This window comes from Tumebacillus permanentifrigoris (genome assembly GCF_003148565.1).
Lineage (GTDB): Bacteria > Bacillota > Bacilli > Tumebacillales > Tumebacillaceae > Tumebacillus > Tumebacillus permanentifrigoris.
On the sequence record NZ_QGGL01000002.1, the window covers coordinates 224,599 to 247,764 of the forward strand.

General features: G+C 53.0%; 24 protein-coding genes. 6 read left to right on the top strand and 18 right to left on the bottom strand.

Annotation, left to right across the window (positions count from 1 at the left end):
* Positions 1-53 precede the first annotated feature (53 nt).
* From C7459_RS03270 to C7459_RS03280, 3 genes are all read right to left on the bottom strand, one after another.
* A complete protein-coding gene (locus C7459_RS03270) occupies positions 54-1,001 on the bottom strand; it encodes a WD40/YVTN/BNR-like repeat-containing protein (RefSeq protein ID WP_146200933.1) in 948 nt (315 codons plus the stop codon).
* A 256-nt stretch (positions 1,002-1,257) separates the two neighbouring features.
* Positions 1,258-1,929 (bottom strand): sulfite oxidase-like oxidoreductase, encoded by a 672-nt coding sequence (locus C7459_RS03275; protein ID WP_109686279.1) that lies wholly within the window; start codon positions 1,927-1,929, stop codon positions 1,258-1,260.
* Between the two features lie 61 nt (positions 1,930-1,990).
* Positions 1,991-2,383, bottom strand: a complete 393-nt coding sequence (locus tag C7459_RS03280) for a VOC family protein (protein WP_109686281.1) — start codon at positions 2,381-2,383, stop codon at positions 1,991-1,993.
* Between the two features lie 127 nt (positions 2,384-2,510).
* Here C7459_RS03280 and C7459_RS03285 point away from each other — a divergent pair, with 127 nt between their 5' ends.
* Positions 2,511-3,590, top strand: a complete 1,080-nt coding sequence (locus C7459_RS03285) for an undecaprenyldiphospho-muramoylpentapeptide beta-N-acetylglucosaminyltransferase (protein ID WP_109686283.1) — start codon at positions 2,511-2,513, stop codon at positions 3,588-3,590.
* A 73-nt stretch (positions 3,591-3,663) separates the two neighbouring features.
* Here the strand turns inward: C7459_RS03285 and C7459_RS03290 are convergent, their stop codons facing one another.
* The 3 genes from C7459_RS03290 to C7459_RS03300 form a co-directional block, all read right to left on the bottom strand.
* Entirely contained in the window at positions 3,664-5,454 is a 1,791-nt protein-coding gene (locus tag C7459_RS03290) for an ABC transporter ATP-binding protein (RefSeq protein ID WP_109686541.1), read from the bottom strand.
* A gap of 5 nt (positions 5,455-5,459) precedes the next feature.
* Positions 5,460-6,704 carry a sigma 54-interacting transcriptional regulator gene (locus tag C7459_RS03295; RefSeq protein ID WP_109686285.1) on the bottom strand — a complete coding sequence of 415 codons (1,245 nt, stop codon included), beginning with the start codon at positions 6,702-6,704 and terminating at the stop codon, positions 5,460-5,462.
* A gap of 92 nt (positions 6,705-6,796) precedes the next feature.
* The gene (locus C7459_RS03300) at positions 6,797-7,360 is read right to left on the bottom strand and encodes a GNAT family N-acetyltransferase (protein WP_170119235.1); all 564 of its coding nucleotides are present in this window, start codon (positions 7,358-7,360) and stop codon (positions 6,797-6,799) included.
* A 121-nt stretch (positions 7,361-7,481) separates the two neighbouring features.
* On the opposite strand from C7459_RS03300, the gene C7459_RS03305 reads away from it, so the two are divergent.
* Together C7459_RS03305 and C7459_RS03310 are read left to right on the top strand one after the other, a co-directional pair.
* Positions 7,482-8,732: an S-layer homology domain-containing protein gene (locus C7459_RS03305; RefSeq protein ID WP_170119236.1), complete on the top strand. Its 1,251-nt coding sequence runs from the start codon at positions 7,482-7,484 to the stop codon at positions 8,730-8,732.
* Entirely contained in the window at positions 8,729-9,076 is a 348-nt protein-coding gene (locus C7459_RS03310) for an MGMT family protein (RefSeq protein WP_109686292.1), read from the top strand. Before C7459_RS03305 ends, C7459_RS03310 begins: the two co-directional genes overlap by 4 nt.
* Positions 9,077-9,117: 41 nt before the next feature.
* Here C7459_RS03310 and C7459_RS03315 read toward each other — a convergent pair whose 3' ends face one another.
* The 9 genes from C7459_RS03315 to C7459_RS03355 form a co-directional block, all read right to left on the bottom strand.
* On the bottom strand, positions 9,118-9,990 hold the full coding sequence (locus C7459_RS03315) for a sensor histidine kinase (protein WP_146200934.1): 873 nt from the start codon (positions 9,988-9,990) through the stop codon (positions 9,118-9,120).
* On the bottom strand, positions 9,975-10,589 hold the full coding sequence (locus tag C7459_RS03320) for a hypothetical protein (protein ID WP_146200935.1): 615 nt from the start codon (positions 10,587-10,589) through the stop codon (positions 9,975-9,977). Before C7459_RS03320 ends, C7459_RS03315 begins: the two co-directional genes overlap by 16 nt.
* The gene (locus tag C7459_RS03325) at positions 10,579-11,277 is read right to left on the bottom strand and encodes a response regulator transcription factor (RefSeq protein ID WP_109686298.1); all 699 of its coding nucleotides are present in this window, start codon (positions 11,275-11,277) and stop codon (positions 10,579-10,581) included. Before C7459_RS03325 ends, C7459_RS03320 begins: the two co-directional genes overlap by 11 nt.
* Before the next feature lie 12 nt (positions 11,278-11,289).
* Complete coding sequence (locus C7459_RS03330) at positions 11,290-11,892, bottom strand: DedA family protein (RefSeq protein WP_109686301.1); 603 nt, start codon at positions 11,890-11,892, stop codon at positions 11,290-11,292.
* A 5-nt stretch (positions 11,893-11,897) separates the two neighbouring features.
* Positions 11,898-12,470: a class I SAM-dependent methyltransferase gene (locus C7459_RS03335; RefSeq protein WP_109686304.1), complete on the bottom strand. Its 573-nt coding sequence runs from the start codon at positions 12,468-12,470 to the stop codon at positions 11,898-11,900.
* 183 nt (positions 12,471-12,653) lie between these two features.
* Positions 12,654-13,895, bottom strand: a complete 1,242-nt coding sequence (megL, locus tag C7459_RS03340) for a methionine gamma-lyase (protein ID WP_109686306.1) — start codon at positions 13,893-13,895, stop codon at positions 12,654-12,656.
* Positions 13,896-14,073: 178 nt separating this feature from the next.
* Positions 14,074-14,526 (bottom strand): SRPBCC family protein, encoded by a 453-nt coding sequence (locus C7459_RS03345; RefSeq protein ID WP_109686308.1) that lies wholly within the window; start codon positions 14,524-14,526, stop codon positions 14,074-14,076.
* Entirely contained in the window at positions 14,526-14,939 is a 414-nt protein-coding gene (locus C7459_RS03350) for a hypothetical protein (RefSeq protein WP_109686310.1), read from the bottom strand. The genes C7459_RS03345 and C7459_RS03350 overlap by 1 nt, the downstream gene beginning before the upstream one ends.
* A 63-nt stretch (positions 14,940-15,002) precedes the next feature.
* Positions 15,003-15,305, bottom strand: a complete 303-nt coding sequence (locus tag C7459_RS03355; protein ID WP_109686312.1) for a 2Fe-2S iron-sulfur cluster-binding protein — start codon at positions 15,303-15,305, stop codon at positions 15,003-15,005.
* Between the two features lie 170 nt (positions 15,306-15,475).
* Between C7459_RS03355 and C7459_RS03360 the strand changes: the two genes are divergently transcribed.
* Entirely contained in the window at positions 15,476-16,417 is a 942-nt protein-coding gene (locus C7459_RS03360; RefSeq protein ID WP_109686314.1) for an alpha/beta hydrolase, read from the top strand.
* A 67-nt stretch (positions 16,418-16,484) separates the two neighbouring features.
* Here the strand turns inward: C7459_RS03360 and C7459_RS03365 are convergent, their stop codons facing one another.
* Positions 16,485-17,453 (bottom strand): S-layer homology domain-containing protein, encoded by a 969-nt coding sequence (locus C7459_RS03365; RefSeq protein ID WP_109686316.1) that lies wholly within the window; start codon positions 17,451-17,453, stop codon positions 16,485-16,487.
* Between the two features lie 184 nt (positions 17,454-17,637).
* Here C7459_RS03365 and C7459_RS03370 point away from each other — a divergent pair, with 184 nt between their 5' ends.
* Positions 17,638-18,081, top strand: coding sequence for a peptidylprolyl isomerase (locus C7459_RS03370; protein ID WP_109686318.1), 444 nt, complete (start codon positions 17,638-17,640; stop codon positions 18,079-18,081).
* Between the two features lie 32 nt (positions 18,082-18,113).
* On the opposite strand, the gene C7459_RS03375 is transcribed toward C7459_RS03370, so the two are convergent.
* Positions 18,114-18,962 carry a TIR domain-containing protein gene (locus C7459_RS03375; protein ID WP_170119237.1) on the bottom strand — a complete coding sequence of 283 codons (849 nt, stop codon included), beginning with the start codon at positions 18,960-18,962 and terminating at the stop codon, positions 18,114-18,116.
* An 11-nt stretch (positions 18,963-18,973) separates the two neighbouring features.
* Positions 18,974-19,774, bottom strand: a complete 801-nt coding sequence (locus C7459_RS03380) for a DUF6414 family protein (RefSeq protein ID WP_425450712.1) — start codon at positions 19,772-19,774, stop codon at positions 18,974-18,976.
* A 214-nt stretch (positions 19,775-19,988) separates the two neighbouring features.
* Here C7459_RS03380 and C7459_RS03385 point away from each other — a divergent pair, with 214 nt between their 5' ends.
* Positions 19,989-23,156 (top strand): DUF3427 domain-containing protein, encoded by a 3,168-nt coding sequence (locus C7459_RS03385; protein WP_109686323.1) that lies wholly within the window; start codon positions 19,989-19,991, stop codon positions 23,154-23,156.
* The last annotated feature ends 10 nt before the right edge of the window (positions 23,157-23,166 follow it).

Below are 23,166 nucleotides of genomic sequence, written 5' to 3' on the forward strand. Positions count from 1 at the left end.
ACATAGCACGTAAAGCGCCACCAGAGCCCTAGCCTCTGGTGGCGCTTTTTTGCTTACACTGGAAGTTTCGCTCCAAACGCGTAGTACAAGTCCCCGCCCGGCGCCTGTTCCAGCCCGATGAGCGACCCTTGATTGGGGAGTTCTACTGTCGACCACGGTTCGTCTGGATTGAGACTTCGCGCATACAGCTTGTCCTCTGACAACAGATACAACCGATCCCCGAGCAGGATCAGCCGTTCTGCAGACCGTTTCGCGGTCGGGTACTCGTAGGTGACCGTATGATCGTTCACCCACATGTACACCCCTTGAGGGTCGAACGTAATCACATGTCCACCCGTCTTGGTGAAAAACGACCCGTTCACGCGATTCCACTTGCCTGCGTGGAGATCATAGACTTTGTTCATCACTTGTGCGTAGATCGTGCCATCTGCGTCAAATGCCGCCCGTGACGTCTCCTTGGGCGCTTCGAGCTTCGTGAAGTGCTGGCCTTCGTCAGCCGACACCTGCAAAACGCCATCTGTCACCACCGCGATCTTGCGCCCTTGGACATCGAGGCTCGTCGTCTTGCGCCCGCCCTTCCAGACCGACTTCCACTGACTCCCTTGGTCGCGCGACAGCCACAGGCCGCTTTCCCCCCACGCATAGAGCCGGTCGCCTTCCCGCCAGAATCGAAAGTATCCTTTGCCTTTGGCACTGCCGGGCATCGCCACGTCCTGCCAGTTCGCCCCAGCATCCGTGGAACGCTTCACGAATTGTTGTTCCTTGGTCAGCGGATCAGCATACCCCCACGTCAGCAACGACCCGTCTGTCAGCTTGAGAATCCCGCTGACATCCCACGCCTCCTTGCCCACGCCCAGCAACGGCTTGTCCCCCACATAGAGCCCGCCGCCCACAGGCGTCGGCGCTTTTGCCCCAGATGCTGACGTACTTCCAAGCGCAAGACCTAGCGCGAGCACGCACACACTGACCCCGACCCACAAGCCTCGTTTCCATCTGTTCAACAATCTCTCAACTCCTTTGCTTGATTCCCGGTTGCCTCTCCGCGCGCGCATGTACTACAATGATTTTGATTGAAAGGAGTCTATCCGCCTATGAAACCCAGTACAATCAGAGCCATCTCGCTGGTGCTTGCCATCGTCATGGTTGCGTCTTTGTTGTATACGCTTGCTTACTCGCTATCGTAATCACGAAGTGAACGTTCTGAGGCTAGTATGACCAAAAAAGGACCTCTCCGCATCCAGCGAAGAGGTCCTTTTTTCATGACTCTTGTGATTTTTTCTGCTCGTGCAAGCGAATGCGGCGGGCGACACGCTCGTAGTACTCGTCGGTGTTCTTGGTGCCTTGGTGCCATTCTGGGTCGTCTCTGTAGCGTTGCTCCAGCCACGGGTCGGCGTACAGATGATACCCGCGCTCCTCCCAGAATCCCGGCTTGTCCTCCGCGACAAATTCGATGCCGCGCACCCACTTCGCTGATTTCCAAAAGTAGAGATGCGGTACGACGAGGCGCAGCGGCCAGCCATGATTGGGCGTGAGTGCTTCCCCGTCATGCGTGTGGGCAAAAAGTACGTCCTCCATTAAGAGATCGGTCAGCGGCAAGTTGGTCGACCAGCCTTCCTCGGCGTGGATCACGACGAACTTCGCCTCCGGTTTGACGTTCACTTGTGCCATCACATCGCGAAAGGACACGCCATCCCAAGTGTTGTCGAGGCGCGACCACGTGGTGACACAGTGGATGTCCGAGGTGGAGCGATACGCTGGCAGCGCCAGAAACTGCTCCCAATTCAGCTCTTTTTCCTCCTCGACCAAGCCGAAGATCCGGAACTTCCAGGTCTCCAAGTTGATGCGCGGCACCGTGCCTGCATGCAGAACCGGCCATTTGTCGGTCAGATACTGACCGGGCGGGACGCGGTCTTTTCCATCGTCGCTCATCGTCGTTCTCCTCCTCATGCGCAAAAGTCGTTGGGTATAGTCTAGCCAAGACCGCAACACGTCAGCCGCGCGTGCTTTGGAACAACTCGATCCATTCCCCATCCGGCCCGTGGAAGAAGAAATAGCGCGACCCATTGGGCAGCGTGGTGATCTCCGTGTCGATCGTCTGCACGCCCAGCGACTTCAAGCGCTCCACTTCCGGCTCCAGCGCATCGACGGTGAAGGCGATGTGGTGAACCTTGCCTTCGGTCGGGAGGTAGTCGTTGTAACCGAAGATCAGCTCCAATTCGGTCTCATCTGCGCCTTTGAAGCCGAGAAATGCCAGTTTGATCACGCCGTTGGTGTGGTCGAGCGTGCCTTTCAACTCCATCCCGATCACGTCGCGGTAAAACGCGATCGAAGCTTCGATGTCGCGGGTCTGAATGCCTACATGTTCGATCTTTTTGATTGCCATGCTGTGCGTCCTCCAATCAGGTCTTAACATACTATGTATCTGTATATAGTACCATAATCAGGGGCGCAACAAAGGGATCTTACGGTATAATGGCAGTACTCAACACGGGAAACCAGAGGTGTAACGAATGAAGAAAAAAATCGTCCTGACAGGCGGCGGCTCTGCGGGCCACGTCACCGGGAATCTCGCGCTCCTGCCGAAGTTGCAGGCAGCAGGCTGGGACATCGAGTACATCGGATCGTTCGACGGCATCGAACGGGAGATGATCGAGCGGGTTCAGCTACCCTACCACCCGATCGCAGTCGGCAAACTGCGCCGCTACTTCGATCTGAAAAACCTCAAAGACCCGTTCAAAGTCATCCAAGGCGTCTTTCAAGCGTACAGCGTGCTCCGACGTGTGAAGCCGAGCCTCGTGTTTTCCAAAGGCGGTTTCGTGGCGGTGCCAGTCGTGATGGGCGCGTGGCTGAACCGCATCCCGGTCGTGATCCACGAATCGGACCTCACCCCCGGCCTCGCCAACAAACTCTGCGCGCCATGCGCTGAAAAAGTCTGCGTAACCTTCGCCGAGACGCTCAAGCACATCGAGGGCAACAAAGCCGTACACACCGGCGCTCCGATTCGCGAAGATGTGTTGCAAGGGGATGCCCAGCGCGGATTTGCCTTCACCCGCCTGACCCCCAAGGACCCGGTCTTGCTGATCATCGGCGGATCGCTCGGTTCGGAAAAAATCAACCAAGCGATCCGCGCCAACCTCGACGTCCTGCTGGAGAAGTACCAGATCGTACACATCTGCGGCAAAGGTCACGTCGACCCGGCGCTGGAAGGTCGCCCGCGCTATCGCCAGTATGAATTTGTCTCACAGGAACTTCCCGACCTGTTCGCGATGACCGACCTGTTCGTCTCGCGGGCTGGTTCCAATGCGATCTTTGAATTCCTCGCCTTGAAAAAACCGCACGTGCTGATCCCGCTGAGCCGTGCCGCTTCACGAGGTGACCAGATCCTCAACGCCAAGTCATTTGAAAAAGCAGGCTACAGCCGCGTGCTGTTCGAGGAAGACCTGACCACCGAAACCCTGCTCACCGCGATCCAAGAGACCCATGCGAACCGCGCCGAGTACATCGCTGCGATGCAGACCTCCACCGTCAGCGACGCCGTCGGCACGATCATGGGCCTGATCGAGAAACATGCACAGAAGCAACGCAAGTAGCAAAAAAGGCAGGCTTCCCTCTGGAAGCCTGCCTTTTTCCGTCCTGTGCAAGGATCGGCACAGCCTGTTCACTTCAGGACGCTTCCCCTTCGAACTGTTGGCGGTACAAGCTCGCATACAGCCCGTCCTGCTCCAGCAACTGTTCATGCGTCCCATGCTCGACCAGCCTGCCCTCCTCAATCACGAGGATCTGGTCGGCATGCAGGATCGTCGAGAGGCGATGGGCGATGACCACAGAGGTTCTCGTCTTCATCAAGTTTTCCAACGCCTGCTGGATATACGCCTCAGAGTGCGAATCCAACGCGGATGTCGCTTCGTCGAGGATCAAAATCGTCGGGTCCTTCAAGATCACCCGTGCGATCGCCATCCGTTGCTTCTCACCGCCCGACAGCTTGTGCCCGCGCTCACCGACCACCGTGTCGTACCCATCTGGCAGACCCGCGATCAGATCGTGGATGTATGCCGCCTGTGCCGCTTGCACGATCTCCTCGTCGGTCGCATCCGGTCGCCCATAGCGCAAGTTCTCGCGGATCGTCGTGTGGAACAGGTACGTCTCCTGTGTAACCATCCCGATCTCATCCATGACCGACTTTAATTGCACATCGCGCAAGTCATGCCCGTCGATGAGCACCGCGCCCTTCGAGGGATCATACAGCCGGGGGATCAAGTTGGAGATCGTCGTTTTGCCCGATCCACTAGGGCCCACCAGCGCCACCAACTGCCCAGGTTCGATCGCGAACGTCAGGTTCTGCAACACCGGACGTTCCTTTTGATACCAAAACGACACATCGGCAAACTCGATGCGCCCCGATACCGTCTGCAACGCCGGTGCCGTTGGCTTGTCTTGAATCTCCACCGGCATGTCCAGATACTCAAACAACCGATCGAACAGCGCCACCGACCCGAGCACGTTGACCTGAATGTTCGCAAGCGATGCCACCGGCCCGTACAAGCGGTTCAAAAACGCCGTGAACGCAATCACTGTACCCAGCGTGATCGACTGGTCGATGACCAACTTCCCGCCGTACCAATAGATGATGGCCGGTCCTGCCGTCGAGATCACCGTGATGAACATGAAGAACCAGCGCCCGATCAAACTCTGGCGAATCTGGAGCCGCATCAACTCCCGCGTCTTGCTCTCGAAGCGGACGCGCTCATCCGCCTCGCGCCCGAACGACTTGACCAGCAAGGCTCCGCTGACCGAAAGCGTCTCCTGCATCAACGCGGACATCTCGCCCATTTTCACCTGTGTGTCCTTGCGCACTTGGTAGTTGAGCTTGCCCACCTTGCGCGTCGGCAGGATGAACAGCGGCAACAACACCAGAGACAACAGCGCCAGCCGCCAGTCCATCACGAACATCGTGACCAACGTCGTCGAGGCCATCAGGAAGTTGTTGATCGATTGGGAGATCGTATCGGTGACGACATTTTGCAACCCGTTGACGTCATTGTTCACCCGCGACATGATATCGCCCGTCTTGGTACTGGTGTAAAAGCGCAGCGACATCCGGTGCAAGTGCGTATACATCTGATTACGGATGTCATTCATCACACCTTGCCCGATGATCGAGTTCAGGTAGGTGTTCCCCACGCTGACCACCCCTTGCAGGATCGCCGCCACGATCATCGCGATCACCAGCAGATGCAGCAAACTCATGCGCGCTTCTGGAATCGCCGTATCGACCACCCATTTGATCAAAAGCGGCTGCAACAGCCCAAACCCTGACATCAGCAGGATGCAGAGGATCACACCGATGCCTTGCTTCCAATAAGGGAGGAAGTAGCGATAGATGCGCAGCAGCGAATCTTTTTTCAACTCCGGCTTGTCTTTGCCGTCTCGTCCCCAGTCATTGTACCCGTGCATGCCTCTCACTCCCGTTCCTCCTCTCGCCCGCGCACCAACCCGTAGCGATGCGCTTTGTTAATAATCGTCGTATGCGAGGTGCCCAACTGCTTCGCAACCGTGCGCAGGCTGTCGTAACGGTCGAGGAAGTCCGCGAGCACTTGCCGCTCAAACTCCTCCACCCGCTCCTTCAGCGAACCTGTGCCTAACCCGCGTTGCGCGCTGGGGCGTTCCTCTGGGAACATCATGTGGTAAGGCTCAATACACTCGCCATCGACGAGATGCACCGAGCGCTCCACCATGTTCTCCAACTCCCGCACATTGCCTGGGAAATCGTACTGCGACATCCGCTCTTGGCAAGCGGCTGACAACACCAGTCCCATTTTGCCTGTTTTTTGCCGCCAGTTTTGCAGAAAGTGCTCGGCCAGCAGCACCACATCCTCAGGTCGCGACCGCAACGGCGGGATCTGCACCGGGATCACATGCAAGCGATAATACAAGTCCTCGCGAAACTGCCCCTTGCGCACCATCTGTTGCAAGTCGCGATTGGTGGCGGCGATGACGCGGACGTTCACTTGTTGCTCCCGTGTGCCCCCAACGCGGCGGAATGTCCCGGCCTGAATCGTGCGCAGGAGCTTCGCCTGTAGCGGAAGTGGCAGTTCTGCAATCTCATCGAGGAACAGCGTTCCTTTGTCGGCGGCCTCGTAGAGACCGGGCTTGCCGCCTTTTTTCGTGCCGGTAAAAGCGCCCTCTTCGTACCCGAACAGTTCGCTCTCCAACAGATGCTCGGGCAACGCCGCACAGTTGATCGCGACAAATGTATACTGCATCCGCGAGCTGGCGTTGTGGATGGCGCGGGCAAAAAGTTCCTTGCCCGTGCCGCTCTCGCCTAGCAACAGCACGGTCGAGTCTGTTTTGGCGACCATCCGTGCCGTCTGAATGCAGCGCCGCATCAAGTCGCTCTCATGCACGATGTCGTCAAATGTGATCTCATCCGCCCGGCTCTTGAACGATTCACGCACCCATTGTGACTCGCGCTCCTCGGCGGGCAGTTTCTGCACCTTGGTCACCGCCTGCACCCCGTCGATGTGGAGCAGGTCGCGTTGCACGCGCTCGACCTCGTTTTGCGGATGCTCGAAGCGGACGTAGACAAAGTGACGCATGACCTCCATCGCCTCGATGTTACAGGCATGGTCGGTCAGCACGCGCACCACATCGAGCGTCATCCCGATGCGGTCGGTTGTTTCCACCATCCAGCGGATCATGGACATGTTGCTTTCCACCTGCCGTTTCCTTTTGGAAAGAATTAGTTCCATTATAACAAAAAACGAGGTGGTCAGCGTGCGCTGACACCTCGTTTTTTCTACAGATACTTGGGAGTTGGTTGCACGCGGGCTTCCCATTCCTCGCGCAACAGGCCCATCATCACATGGTCGCGGAGCCCGTTGAGCGTGTACATCGCTTGGCGCAGCACCCCTTCGACCACAAAGCCGGCCTTCTCATAGCTTCTGATCGCCCGCTTGTTGTCAGAATGCGTGCCCAGTCCGACGCGACGCAGATTGAAGCGGCGGAACAGCAAGTCGAGGAACTGTTGCATCGCTTCGGTGCCATATCCGTGGCCCCAGTAGTCACGATGGCCGATCAGCATGCCGAGTTCGGCGTTGCCCACGAGCAAGTCGAGGTTGCGGTAGGAGATCGTGCCGATCGACTGCCACTCGCCCGTCTCCTCCTCCACCTCGATCATATAGTTGCGGTGGTTCGCCGTGCTCTTGTTTTGGCGCAACTCTTCCGCCAACTCCTCGCGACTGCGAAACGCATCTCCTCGCGCTCCGGCCGACCAATACATCACTTCTTCGTCCAACCGGTATTCATAGATCTCATCGAGATCATCCAACTCCGCTGGGCGCAAACGTAGCTTTTTCCGCATCTTGAATTCCCCCTCGTATAGTAGTTTGGCACACAACCAGCAATTTCCTTCGGGTTTTTTCATTAAAATTTGTTACTCTATCACTAGAGCGGAAATTTTGTACAAGAAAGGAACGATGTGTATGCAAGACAAGCGGCCTTGGGGCGCTTGGGTGGTAGCGTTCGGACTCCTCACCGCACTGGCGCAACCTGCGACCGCAGCGGCTGGATTTCAAGATCTCAACGACTCCTACGCGAGGGATGAAATTCTCGCCTTGGCGCAACAGGGCATCCTCAACGGCAAGTCCCCTCGTGCGTTTGCCCCGGTCGATGCAACAACGCGGGAGGAATTTGCGGTGATCATGTCGCGCTCGATGCATCTCGACATCGATACGGATGCACACTCTACCTTTTCAGACGTCTCCCCGTGGGCACAACCTTATGTCGCGGCGATGGTCAAGGTCGGGATCATGCATGGCACGGACGGGATCAATTTCGAGGGAAGTCGTCCGATCAGCCGCGAGGAATTGGCGATCACCTGCTTGAACGCTCTGGCGTTAGGCCCACAAGCCTATCTGTACGGAGAGCAGCCGACGTTCTCGGACGCAAGCCAAGTATCCGGCTGGGCACGACCTTACGTCGGGTTCGCGCAAAAAATCGGCCTGTTCGTCGGCGCACCTACAGGTACAGGCCAGTTCGTTTTTGAACCACAAGCAAATGCTGATCGCCAAGCGGTCGCCCTGCTCGCCTACAAGTTCAACAAGGAGATGGACGTCTACAAGTTGACGGGACACACGCTGATCTCAGCAGAACTGCGCGTACATACGAGCGATCCGATCAACGCCCTCTACGAAACGCAATATCGCATCGACGGAACGGGCGGCGGCGGGACGGTTCATGTCTCACTGAGCGACGGTGTCCATACGGTGACGGGTTCAGCAGCTTTTGAACGTGATGACACATTCAAATTGACGGTCGACACCACGCCCTTGCAGGAAGGCCCGGTGACGATCACCGCCACGCAAATCGATGTTGCAGGAGCGACGAGGACCGCAACCTTGCAGACTTACAAGGACATCGCCTCTCGCAACTTCGCGATCACCAACACCCAGATGATCGACGACACGAACCTGTCGAACTACCCGATCATCGGCACGGCGGAACCGGGAGCACAAGTCACCGTCTATGCGGCGGACACCGAGGGGCACGATGTATACGGGACGGGACATGCGGATGAGAGCGGGCATTTCGCCATCGCGGTCGATGCCACGAAACTCGTTGATGGCCCGATCGCGCTGTACGGCTCTGCGCTCGATCTCGCGTGGAACCTCGTGAACACCGAACCTGATCACAATGTCCAAGTCATCAAAACGTCCAGCCCCACGCTCCCATGAGTCCCTTCACACAAAAGGTCATCCACATCATCAAAAGCATCCCCAGCGGCTCCGTCATGACCTACGGACAGATTGCCAGACTAGCCGGAAGTCCACGAGCAGCCCGACAGGTGGTGCGCATCCTGCACTCGATGAGTGGCAAGCACGATCTCCCTTGGCATCGCGTGATCAATGCCAAAGGCCAGATCGGATTGTCAGATGATGAGTCGTTCAACACCCAAAGACTTGCGCTTGAGCTGGAAGGCGTTGAATTTACAAAGGAAAACCTGATCAGTCTGGAGCACTATCAATTTCACCCAGATGTAACCGAAATGTCAGATGAATCAGACATCCCCGAATGGTAACCGAAAAAAGGCCCTACGACCAAGTCGTGGAGCCTTTTTTTCTACACACGCGGTAACCATACATGCACCCGCACCTTCTCCGCTTCACTCTCCGCCCAGATCTTGCCTTCGTGCAAGGCGACGATGTGGCGAGCGATGGCGAGGCCGAGGCCGGAGCCACCGCTTTTCGCAGAACGAGACTTCTCCATGCGGTAGAAGCGGTCAAACATGCGCTCCAAGTCCTCCGGGTCGATCTGCTCCCCGGAGTTCTCCACGGTGATCTGGGCACCATCCCCCGTGTCTTGTAACGTCACTGCCACTTCACCAGGCTTCGTGCTGTATTTGATCGCATTGCTGAACAAGTTCTCCAACAACCGCACCAACTTCTCCGCATCCACGCCTAGAAACAGTCTCGCCTCTGGAATCGCTCGACGAACTGCCAACACTTCCTCGTCAAAAAGCGGTATCCATTCCTCCACCAACTGCTCCAGCAATTCATTCAGGCAGACACTGAGATGCGCCACCTGAACGCCCGGCCCAGACAGCTTGGTGTATTCAAATAGATCCTCCACCAACCCTTGCAATTGCTCCGACTTGGCATAGGCGACCCGCACGTACTCCTCTAACTGCTCGGGCGATTCATATCGGTGCTCATACAGGAGACGCAGATACCCCATCACCGAGGTCAGCGGGGTGCGAAGGTCATGCGAGACGTTGGTGATCAGTTCGTTTTTGACCTTCTCCGCGTTGCGTTCTGCTTCGATCTTGGTCTGCAATTCCTGTGCCATGTGATTGATGCTGTGCGCCAGCGACCCCAACTCATCCTGACTGTGCTCCGCCACTCGGTGTTGCAACTGCCCTTCCGAGATCAGGTGTACACCGTCCGCCAACTGCCCGATGTAGCGCAATTTGCGCTTGGTCAACCAATAGAACACGACGAAAAACACCACGAATAACACCACACCGGAACTGGATTGCCCGATGGATAATACGAGATCGAAGGCTTCGGTTCGCCACGCACGATGACGAACCCATGCTGGCCTTCAATCTCGGTTGGATATGCGTAGATCGCTTCTCCCGCCTCTTGATACGAATCCCCCTCACGATGATCTAACGCTTCCCACAGCACATCGTGCAGGTTGATCGCACTCTCCTTGACCTTGCTCGACTTGTACAGAACCTTGCCGGTGCTGTCCACGACCATGATCCTCAGGTCTCCGATCTGTGCAGTTTGGCGGTTTCGCTCGGTCACTTCGTCGATTTCCTTTTGCACATCCAGCACGCCGCCCTCAGTCGTGAAAGCAAAGCTCTGCGTCAGGTTGCGAGCTACGTCCTCGATGTTGTTCCGCCCGGAGGAATAGTCGACCGCAGCCTGTCGGAACAGCGCTTCTGTCAAGGAGTTGGCGAGGATCGCTGCGATGTTGCTGAGCAACAGACATACCACGAAGGTCAGAATGAGTTGCGTCCGGAGACTGCGCTTCGACCGCAGCACGAGCTGGTGGTACATCGACATCAGCCAGCTTTTAGGTTTCAATTTTGTATCCTACTCCCCAGACGGTCTTGATAAAGCGTGGCTTGCGCGTGTTCTCCTCGATTTTTTCCCGAATCTTGCGCACGTGCACCATCACCGTGTTGTCCGATTGATAAAACGGCTCGTTCCACACGCGCTCGTAGATTTTCTCCGCGCTGAAAACGATCCCCCGGTTGCGAGCCAACAGTTCCAAAATCGAGAATTCAATCGGCGTCATCTTGACCTCACGCCCGTTGACCCGCACTTCATGTGTCGACGTGTTGATCACGAGGTCCCCCACCTCAATTTCGTCTGCCTCAGGGAGATAGGCTTGGTTCAACAACAGAAAGCGCCGCAGCTGCGACTTCACGCGCGCCACCAGCTCCAGCGGGTTGAACGGCTTCGTCATGTAGTCATCCGCACCTGTACTGAGACCGTGGATCTTGTCCAGATCCTGCGACTTGGCGGAGAGCATGAGGATGGGCATGTGCTTGTCTTCACGGATCTTCAAGCAAGTCACAATGCCATCCATACGCGGCATCATCACATCGAGGATGATCAGATGTACCTCATGTGTATCCAAAAGCTCAAGCGCCTCCACACCGTCTTGGGCGTGGAGGATGCGAAATCCTTCGTTTTTCAAATAGATCTCGATCAGATCGCGTATTTCCTTTTCATCATCGATGACCAAGATCGTAGCCTGGCGTACCAAAATAGCCTCACCTCACTTCGTAGTATACTTCCGACCCCCAAATCGAACCAGTCCAACTACCAGCGCGCCGACGCCGACGATCCCCAACGCGTACAGTCCATAGGTGTGTACGGTCGCTGCGATCTGGTCAACCTGATCGCCAAACCAGTACCCGATCAGGAAAAAAACAGACGTCCACACCAACCCGGTCCCGTAGGAGTACAGCGCATAGCGGCGAAACGGCATCCTAGCCACACCGACGAGATAGGGCACCAGATGGCGCACCACCGGGAGAAAGTAAGAGAGGCAGAGCGACCATTCGCCCCATGAGTTCAACAAGTCTTGAGCGCGCACGAAGTAGCGGCCGATTTTTTTCTTACGCGCCAATTTCTCCAGCACAGGGGCGCCGACCCGACGTCCGACGACAAATCCGATCGAGAGTCCGGAAACCACGCCGAGATAAGTCATCACGAACGCAGACACCGTGTGCAACAACCCGGTCGAAGCCACCAGACCGCCCCCCATCACGATCAGTTCATCCGGAATCGGCATGCCGACAATCCCCAGCCACAGGGCAAAAAACAACGCCGCAGAGCCATACTGATGGATCAGATTCAACAGCCATTGCAGATCCATCACGTTCACACCTCTCGCATCCGGCAGATGTAGACAAATGCCGGCGGGAAGTTCAACGGAACCCACGCCGTCTCCACGCTGTCAAACTTTTCGCGCAGTTGGCTACGCATCTGTAGCGAGTATTGGAAGGTCACGAATACCCCACCCGGTTTCAACGCTTGCACGACCGCATCGAGAATCTGGTCGCGCAAACCCTGTTCAAAATTGGCAAACGGCAACCCGGACACCACCGCATCCAACGACCCGAGCCCGAGCGCCGCTACGTCCTTCATCAACTCGCAGGCATCACGTCGACACAGCATGTTGGGAAACTCGACAGCCAAGCGACGACGCATCTCTGGGTCTTGTTCAAACAGCACGGCTTGGCAATCATAGCGCATCATCCGCTCGATCCCGCGTGTGAAAACGCCCGTGCCCGAACCCAGTTCAGCCACGGCACGCGCCTTCGTCCAGTCGATCGGTTGTAGCATTTTATCAGTTAGAAAACGTGAGCTCGGCGTTACACTGCCCACACTCTTCGGAGATTCCAAAAACTTCGCCAGAAACATCCACTTTTCGGTCAATTGTTGCGTTTGCATGTCTCCACACCCTCTCGGTTGTCACTCCTAGTATCATCCTACCGAGAAAACCTTAGAAACAAAGTCGGGAAAACCTGAAGAACTTCTGAAGATCCAGTACAAAAAAAAGAACCTCTCCTGTGAAACCGGACGAGGTTCTTTTTCGATCTGCACGCTGTTGGTGGTTCGCGGTTGCCGTCTCGCTTACGCCGCGCTGTTCGGCCCATCCTCATGAACAGTTTCAAGAGCCTCCGACGCAACTGGAATTTTCGCCAACGCTTGCTCCAGATCCGCGATGATGTCGCTCGGGTGTTCCAATCCAACAGACAGTCGCACGAGACCATCGGCGATGCCCATCTCGTCACGGCGCACGTCAGCCGGCACGACGGCGTGTGTCATCGAGGCCGGGTGTTGGATCAGCGTCGTCGCTTCGCCCAGTGAGACTGCCAACTGAGCGAGTCGGACGCTGTTCATCAACGTGCGCCCGCCGTCCAGCGTCTCGACTTCGAACGCGATCATCCCGCCCGATCCGCGCATCTGGCGTGCGACCACTTCCGCTTGCGGATGATCCGCGAAACCGGGGAAGTAGACCTGCTTCACCTTGGGGTGAGCCGCCAAAAACGCCGCGACCTTCTGTGCGTTTTCACAATGGCGCTCCATGCGCAGCGGGAGCGTTTTTAACCCGCGCAGGATCAGCCACGCCTCCATCGGGGCCATCACCGAACCGATGTCCTTTAAGGTGGAGAATCGCACCTCATCGAGGAACGCCTTGCGCCCGACCGCGACACCTGCGATCAGATCGCCATGTCCGCCGAGATACTTCGTCGCACTGTGTACCACGATATCTGCCCCGAACTGCAACGGCTGTTGCAGGAATGGAGTCATGAACGTGTTGTCCACCACCACCTGCGCCCCACCTGCATGTGCGATCTCCGACAGCGCTTCCAGATCCACAACCTTCAACGTGGGGTTGATCGGCGTCTCCACATAGACGACCTTGGTCTCCGGGCGCATCGCGGCACGAACTCGTTCCATATCGGCCATGTCGACGAGATCAAACTGCACGTTGAATTTCTCCTTCAACATCGTGAGCAGCCCATAGGTGCAGCCATAGAGCCCATCCGAGCACAGGATGTGATCGCCCGATTTGACTAGCGCGATCAACACAGCCGAGATCGCGCCCATCCCGGAACCAAAAGCCAAGCCAGCTTCAGCGCCTTCCAACTCCGCCATCGCCTTCTCCAGCACGTCGGTGGTCGGATTGGCGATCCGCGAATAGATCATGCCCTCCGCTTCGCCGGCAAATCGTGCGCCGCCCACTTCTGCACTCGGAAATACATACGTCGATGTCATATAAAGCGGCACGGTCAACGAACCAAACGCCTCCGTCCGCGGGTCTGCTGTGTGAATACTCTTGGTCTCAAAGTTTGCAAATTTCCGTTCCATGTTTTTGTCCCCCTCATTAGGTTCCTTCTACATGTAAGCGGTTGCAAGAATGGTGCCAAGGGTTTTCTAGCGGAGGGATCGGGCTTTCCTGTGCATTTCCGGAACAATTTCGTTCCGCTGGAAATTATTCGTTCCACAAATTCAACAAAAAAAAAGACCCGCCCAACTGGGCAAGGTCTTACTTCCGCTCCAACAACCGCTTCAACTTCCACAAACTGCGCCGGGTAATCCAGTACATCACCGGGGTCATCAACCACGGATCAAACAGCCAGCTCCACGGCTTTTTCAGCTCGAAGCGAAACGTCGACCGCACCACGGTCCGGTTGGCTCCATCGCGCAGATACGTCCACGACCCGGCACCCGACTCAATCGGCAGACCGTGCGCTTGCACGAGGCGCACCACCGTCTGGCGATGGGGTTGCACCGTCAAGTACTCCATGTCAAACCAGTACGGCCACAGCATCCGACCACCAGTTGTAAACGTCGCGCCCTTCGTCGGTGAGCCGTCGCGAGTGAAACGCCCGCCCGTCACGCGAAAGTCCCACTCCCCGCGTCGGGTCGGGTCTTGCATGACCTGCCACACCGTCTCCACAGGTGCGTTGATCTCGATCTCACAGGACACGCGAGCCATCAACCACGCGCCTCTAGGCGTTTTTGCATCTCCTGATTCAGCGCTGTGATGTCCTCATCCGCGAGGCCCTTCCACGGGAGAAAGTGCGGTTTGTCCTGCCCCTTGCGCTCCAACAACCAACCGCCTTGGCCCCGACGTTCCTTCTCCCGTTGCTCCACTTGCAGCTCGCCCCACGCGTACACGAGATTCGGGATGCCCGCTCGCTGGACCGTCAGTCCACGCTCATCCGTGACGATCGCCACGTTCACATACTGGAAATGCAACATCGTCGCCGCCAGCAGATACGCCGCTGCGAACAGGATGTTGTCCAGTTGCAACCCTTCCGTAAACACGCGGACGACCCGCATCACGAATATCACAGTCACCGCCGCCAGCAACAAGTAGCCAGGCTTGCGGTTGTATCGAATCTTCATCGTTCACACACTCCTCTAGACAGGAAAAAACCGCACCCTCACAGGCGCGGTCGTTCTCCTCGATTAACGAGCCGGGTGGTCAACTTCCAGATCGCCGTTGCATTCAACCTGGCAAGCCAGACGGTGACCATCGTCGATGCGGAACAGCAGGTAGTCGATCTCATCAACAGACGGATCGTTCAGATGTTCCTCGCCTTGGAGGACCTTGATCGAACATTGGCCGCACTCCGCGCTTGCACAGCCCCACTCCATTTCAATATGGCGCTTCTTGCATTCTTCGAGCAAGTTGCTACCTTTCGCAACTTCAATAGTTACGGTTTCATCCGTTTCTTCCAAATGAATGGTGACTTTTACGGTATCGGACATGCCATTCGACCTCACATTCGTCTTATGTAGCGATTCTCATGCTAGATCAGTGTACCACTTTTTGGACGGGAATACACGAGAGATGGCTTACAGAATCCATTTGGAGCAGGATTTTCCCCGCTCCTACCCGAATCAATTAACAAACTCTTTGGAAAATAAGGTGAACTTATATGGAAACAACACCCGTCTTTTTACGCCCACGAGTTCGTCGACGTCGCCTCAGACCCCTGCGCGTGCTCGCAGCGCTCCTCGTCGTGCTCCTGCTCGCCGTCACCGGGATCAGCGGCTATGTCGGCTACGACCTGACACATCCTCAGAAAAAAGCCGTCGAGAGCAGCCCACAGTCCCTCGACATGGAGTTCAAAGACATCGAGTTCCCATCTGTAGACGGTCTAACCCTACGCGGTTGGTTCATTCCGGCCGTGAGCGGCTCCACCGACAAACTGGTGATCATGTCACACGGCTACACAGGCAATCGTGCGGGTGACAAACCGGCACTCCCCACCGCCAAGGCGCTGCGGGACAATGGCATCTCCGTGCTGATGTTCGACTTCCGCAACTCCGGGGCCTCTGATGGAGAGATGACCACCGTCGGGGTGATGGAGAAAACCGACCTGCTCCAAGCGTTGAAGTTCGCCCAAGGGCAAGGCTACGGCAAGCAAGGCATCGGCTTCCTCGGCTTCTCGATGGGCGCGTCCACAACGCTTGCGGCGGGGGCCGATGCTCCCGAAGTGAAGGCATTGGTGGTGGACAGCCCGTTTGCTGACTTGACCGACTACCTGCACGAGAACATGCCGTACTGGACACACCTGCCCGACATCCCGTTCACGCAGACGATCCTCTGGGAACTGCCCTGGATCACCGGGCACAAAACGAGTGAGATGAGTCCGATTGGATCGGTGGAAAAACTACGCAACCGTCCGATCCTGTTCATCCACGGCGGGAGTGATCAGGCGATTAACAAAAGCAACAGTGAAAAGATGCTACAAGCGCTGAACAACCCGCAGGATGAGCTCTGGACAGTGGCAGGCGCGAGGCATGTCGGGACGTATGAGTTGGAACCGGATGCTTATCGGGAGAAAGTGGTGGAGTTCTTTCTGAGTCATTTGTAGGTGGGTAGGGGAAAAGGCACTCCGTCGCGAAGGGCGAAGGAGTGCCTTTTTTTCATGCGTGGTGTGGTTAGTCGATCACGAAAATGTCAACATCCTGCCGCCCAAACTGAATCGCGGCGTTGTAGCTGTTTTTGAAAAGGTCAACGCGAGCCGCCTTGATATCGCCGCCCGTGTCTCCAGCGATGCCGTAGCCATAACCCGGAATGTACAGATGCGAGCCCAGCGGGATCTGCGCCGGATCGACAGCGACGAGACCCTCACGGACTTGCAGCCCGATTGCGGACAAAGCACCACTATGTGTGTAAGCAGTCGCTTCTGCCCCCTGCTTATTGAAGAACGGCAAATTGCCTCGGCTAACAGGTATGAGATTGTTGCCCTTCGGATGCGGAACCAACGAACGAGATAGGAACGCCACGACCTCCTCGCGAGTCGCGAGGTCTTGCGGCTTGATCTCGTTGGCGGTGCGTCCTGACAACATGCCCTCCTGTATCGCGTAGGCCAGCGGTTTGACGGCCCATGAGCTGATCGTGCCCCGGTCAGCGTATTTGTTGATGGCGGTGCTATACGCGCCATAGCTCATCTTGCGCGCAGACTCGGACTCGCGACCGAGTGCGTTGACGGTCATCTTGACCATTTCTTCACGCGTGAGGTTATCGGAAGGTTGGAACAATCCAGGTGCCTTCCCACTCGTGACGCCCAGCCGATAGGATGCTTCTGCGAAAGGTGCAAACCATTCTCCCCGCGGGACGTCGCGAAACGTGCCTTGATAGCTCTCCGCCGCTGGTGCAGGGATCGCTTTGGACTTTAACAGCATCGTCGCAAACTCAGCGCGGGTGATCGGTGCGGTCGGTCGGAAATACCCATTTCCATCCCCGCCTACGATACCGCGTTTGTTGAGATCGACGATTTGTGACTTAGCAAACGAATTTTGGATGTCGCGAAATGGTAAGGCACTTGCAATTGCCTCGGTTGCGTACCCTGTCAGCATCGTCGCCATGATGACGATCGCCGTACAGAGTTGAACGAACTTCTGCATACTTGTACTTGCCTCCTACTCATCTCCCCATTGCATGGTTATAAGATTCGGAACGTTGTCCTAGTTTACGAGGGCACACAAAAACCCACTTCTTAGAATTTCTCTACGGTCATCGTGATGTCCTGTCGAGAAAACTTGTGTATAATGGGTAAGGAACCTACATAATGAAAGGCAGGGAATACATATGAAAAAAGCAATTATCGAGCTGGAAAAAGGCGGCGTCATGGAGTTTGAGATGTTCAACGAGCACGCTCCGGGCACTGTAGAAAACTTCGAGAAGCTGGCAAACGACGGCTTCTACAACGGTCTATCCTTCCACCGAGTCATCCCAGGCTTCGTCGCACAAGGCGGTTGCCCGCAAGGCACCGGCACTGGCGGCCCAGGCTACACCATCAAGTGCGAAGTGAAAAACAACCCGCACCAACATCAAAAAGGCGCTCTGTCGATGGCTCACGCGGGCCGCGATACCGGCGGTTCGCAGTTCTTCATCGTGCATGATCGCGCTGCGACTGCTCATCTGGATGGCAACCACACCGTATTCGGTCAAGTTCTGTCGGGTATCGAGCTGATCGACGGGATTAAGCAAGGCGATAAGATGAAGAGCGTGAAGGTTGTAGACGAGGCGTAAAAAAAAAACCGATTCCTTTGGAATCGGCTTTTTTATACCCTAACATTATAACCTGCTGAATTGAGTTCTTTTATTATGTCGGTCTCCCAACCACGGTCGCTCAAGGATATATATATAATACCATCAATGTCAGACGGTTTTTCTACTTCCCCTGATAATAATACAGCAACGTTCTCACGTCCGAGTTTTGCAATGAAGTAGCCTAACTCAAGAATTACATTTTGTCTCGCACGTGGCTTAAGGCTAGTGACTCCAATCGTTTTAAATTCCTCTTGTAATGTTCCTACATCATCAGGTGTGATTAGGATTATTGCAAATCCAACTTCTGAATGCTCTTCTATTTTTTCAATAACAGTTCTTCCTCTTCCTGGTAACTCGTGGAGAATTAATGGTTCAAGACTCCTTTTGCTTAGAAAATCAGATACTTTATATTTTGCTAGTTCGTCGCGTCCGTGTACGATGAAAACCTTTTTATTGTTGCTCACTTCATGTCCACCTCCTGTTTTAGGCTCTAGTTGCTCATCATAGAATTCCAACTGAGATATAACAGATCGTAAGAATTTCATCTCATTTCTGATTCTTTCGATTACCCGATTCCTTCTCTTTTCAAATTCATTTACCCCTCTGATGCTGACCACTTCTATTGAAGAAAAACTATATTCATCAGAAATTGTTCTGTCAGTAAAAATTTTTTTACCTAAAAGGCTCTTATTATAATTTGACCAAATATAGTAGGCTTCTTCATGTTTTTCAAATTGCGACTCCGCAAGCATTAATTTTAATTTAATCTCTATCTCTCCCCCAATTCTTAACCGTTCTTTGAGTTCAACACGAGCACTTTCCAATGGGACCCTCAGGAATGTTTCACTTTTCAAGTGCATCATTTTGCCCCCTATCTATATATGGCCAAAGGAATGAGCAACAAAGCAGGTCCTTTAACTACCTCCATAATCTCATTTGGTACATTATTTTTGGGCTTTTGCCTTCTTTGTTGCCGATTACCAATTTCTAATAGTTCCTTAATCTCAGAGGCCAAAAAATTGACCTCGTGCGTTTTGCCTTTAGGCAAAATCGATTGGACTTTCCCTAATATTGTACATTCCCCTTGCAAATCTCTTAGCTCTTGAAGCAAATTTGACCTTTTTAGATTTGTAATGAGCTTTCTATTCTTCTCTAAAACAGATTTCATAATAACACTAAAATCATTGTTCTTATTTATTTCACCAAGCCCAACTATTTTCCCAAACAATTCCTTATCTTTATCTGTTTGAATAGGGCTCTCATCTCCTAACAAATCAAAATACGGAGTCATATTTCCTAACCCTTCAATAACCTTAATTATATCCGGTAAATTTATCGATACTTGAGCTTCTATTATACTTCCCCTTTTAATACCGATATAATCATCATTATTCATATCATCCAACTGATGAATAAGGCTTTTTTGTTCCATAAGTGTATATAATCGTTGAAACTTACTTGCTAAAGGTACAACTAATTTTTGCCTTGTCTCTCTGCTTGAATCGTTAGTGACATTGTCGTTTTGGAAATACTTGTCACTTATCGATCTTTCAATTTCATTTTGCTCGATCTCATCTCCAACTATGTATCCATCTAAACTTGCAAGGTAATCATCTAGGGTCACTTTGTCCAAATATATAAAACTTCTCAACAATTGTCTCACTCCATCCATATATTATTTATTGAATTATATCCAAATACATGGATTCTATCAACACATTTGTGATCATAATATAAAAAGCAGAATTTAATAGTATTATTGATATCCCTTTATTCCCATGTTCGAAATTTGAATTGATACACTATCTTAAAGAGGTATGTAACTATACAACGTAGAAAGATTGTTTAGTCAACACTGCTAATACTTTTGAGGTGAACTTGATAAAATGGACGAACGAAGCGGACTCTTTGAAGAATTGATGTACAAAAATAAATCCTATCCAAGCAACTCTCGCGCCTACCCTCTCCAGCCACAGACCTACGCTGATGCAATCATTCAACAAATCTCCAGAGAGATCGGAGATCGCCTTCAAGTTTTAGCCGGCCAGGGTGATTATCAAGGGATGTTTGAGTTAGCAAACGAGTTGCGTAGAAAAATTGATAGCCCTCAGATTGAGGAATTACAAATGCCGCTCCAAGCTATTCATTACAGCTTCGACGACCGTCTGATCCCCGTTTTCCCTGAAATGTTTTTGACCTCCCCTTTATTGATTACGAACTATGGTCTGGGAGATCAGAATCTTTTCAAGATGCTGAAGTTTGAACTTATCACCGCCGACAGCGCGGACTTCATGGTAAGTTTCATTCGTTGGTCCGGGCTACAGTTGTTGTTACGGGCATTTGATGAAATGCAGCAAGAAAACAAAAAAGTTCGGATTCTGACTTCTACGTATCTGAAATACACAGAGCCTAAAGCCCTTCGTAGACTTCATGAACTTGATAACGTTGAACTACGTGTCTTTAACTCAGGCCAACGTTCCTTCCATACGAAGGCGTATCTCTTTACCCGTGAATCTGGAATGGATACGACCATCATTGGTTCCTCAAACCTCTCCAAAGCAGCCTTGCAGGATGGTTTTGAGTGGAACGTCAAGTTGCCTACCTCCTCGCACATTCCTGTTGCAAAACGGGCTCACCAGATCTTCGAAGAAATGTGGAGCGATCCTCGATCAATCCCTGTAACGGATGAGTTTTTGGAGAGATACGAATTCGATTATCAACAAAAACCGCAAATGAAATTTTACTCCATCGCAAAAGGTCAAGACGTGCTTGCTAAAAAAGAAATAATAAAAAAGACCCCCACTCCAAACCCCATGCAAGTGGAAGCCTTGCAAGCCCTTCGAGAGACGCGCCAGAACGGGTACAAAAGAGGCGTTATCATCGCCGCAACTGGAACAGGAAAAACCTACTTGTCTGCTTTTGACGTTCATCAATTTGAAGCAAGCACTCTATTGTTCTTGGCTCACCGTGACGAATTACTAGAGGGTGCTAAAACCACGTTTGCCCATGTATTTAATGATCCAGAAATGTGTGGAAAACTTTCGGGAACACAGAAGGACTGGGATCGTCCATATCTCTTCAGCACGGTTCAGACAATGTATCGAGAAGATGTTTTAGCTCGTTACCAACCAGATCATTTTGAATACATTATCGTTGACGAGTTCCACCATGCGCAGGCCGATACGTACCAAAAAATTCTCGACTACTTCAAACCAAAGTTTTTATTAGGTCTCACAGCAACACCGGAACGAATGGATGGCCGTGATGTGTTGGCATTATGCGATCACAACGTTGTCTACGAAACACGACTCCGTGATGCACTCAAACGTGGGATGCTAGTTCCGTTCCACTACTTCGGATTGAGCGACCCACATGTAGACTACGAAGAAATTCCTATGCAAAACGGTACATTCAACGAAGCGGCGCTAGTTCATGCTCTTAACTCTCATGAGCGGGTCGGCTATGTGATCGACATGATTCAGAAGTTTGGTCATGATGGAGACCTTTTGAAGGCCCTCGGCTTTTGTGCCTCTATTGAACACGCACAATACATGTCTAATGAATTTAACTCTCGGGGCTACCATACCGCCTGTCTGACAGGAAATGATCACCCAGTATTGCGTCAGGAAATGATCTCACGCTTGATCAATGACAAAGACCCTCTACATGTCATTTTTACTGTAAACATCTTCAACGAGGGTGTTGATATCCCAACGGTCAACATGTTGCTGTTCTTGCGTCCCACAGACTCTGCGACGATTTTTATTCAACAACTTGGACGTGGACTTAGAAAAGCTAAAGGTAAGGAATATGTAACTGTGCTAGACTTTATCGGGAACTATCAGAAGTCGTTCATCGTCCCGCTTGCCCTCTCCGGCCAAGTCAATCACAAAGCGTTTGACCGTGATGCACTTCGAGTGACTTTGGAAACCGAGTTCTCGAATCTTCCAGAAGGTTGTTATGTCGATCTCGAAGAGATTTCTAGACAACAAATTCTAAATACCCTCGATAACGTAAGAATGGACAGCAGACAGATGCTTACCGATTTGTACAACCAGTTCCGCCGTGACCTTGGGTATTCGCCTGAACTTCCAGATTTTTTGTATTCCGAACAGGCACCAAGCCTATTCTACTTCATAAAAAAGTTTGGTTCTTGGGTCCAAACAAAGAAAGCTATGAAGGACCTGAACGAATTCGATATTAATTTGCTCGCTTCTGAGTTTCATTTCAGTCTCGTACAGCGCTTAGAACAAATGCTTCCTTTGCGTTGGCCCTATGAGTTTGTAGTGCTTGACCTTGCAACCAAGTTGAAAACCGTCACTGTAAGCCAAGTCATTTCGGAGTTGCAAAAGCGATTCAGCACCACTCTAATCAACGAGCAAGTCCACGGCTCATTTGTTCTGCAAGCTATGAGACGTTTGTCAAAAATACCTTCAAAGCAGCAATGGGCATTCGGTGAGTTCTCTGACGAGCAATTCATTATATCTGAGAAAGTATTCGACGCATGGCATGTGCACGAAATGGCTGGATATCTACAACAGAGATTGATTTATGGTCTAATCGAGTTCCACCGTACCTCAAAGCCCGATATCTTCTTCGGTTCCCAAAATGGTTTAATTGAATATCAGAACTACACCCGCAATGAATTGATGTTTCTTTTCCAATCGCCAGCTCAGGAAGGTTCTTGGCGTGAAGGTGTGAGTAAAGTAGATAACCACTACCTTATTTTCATCAACTTGAACAAAGACGAAGGTATAGCAGATCATCTTGATTACAAGGACTATTTTGTCGACAATCAACATTTCCACTGGCAGAGTCCAAATCAAGACTCCCATCAAGCATCCCGTGGTCAATTGTACGTCGAGCACAAAAATAGGGACGTACATTTCCACCTCTTTGTCCGTAAGTTCAAAGAGATGCATGGTACGACCCTTCCGTTTACGTATGTTGGAGAAATGGACTACATGAGAAGTTCAGGGGACAGGCCCATGAATATCACATGGAAACTCCACCGTTCGATTCCAGATGACCTGTTTAACGACCTGATTCGATAAGACCTTTAGG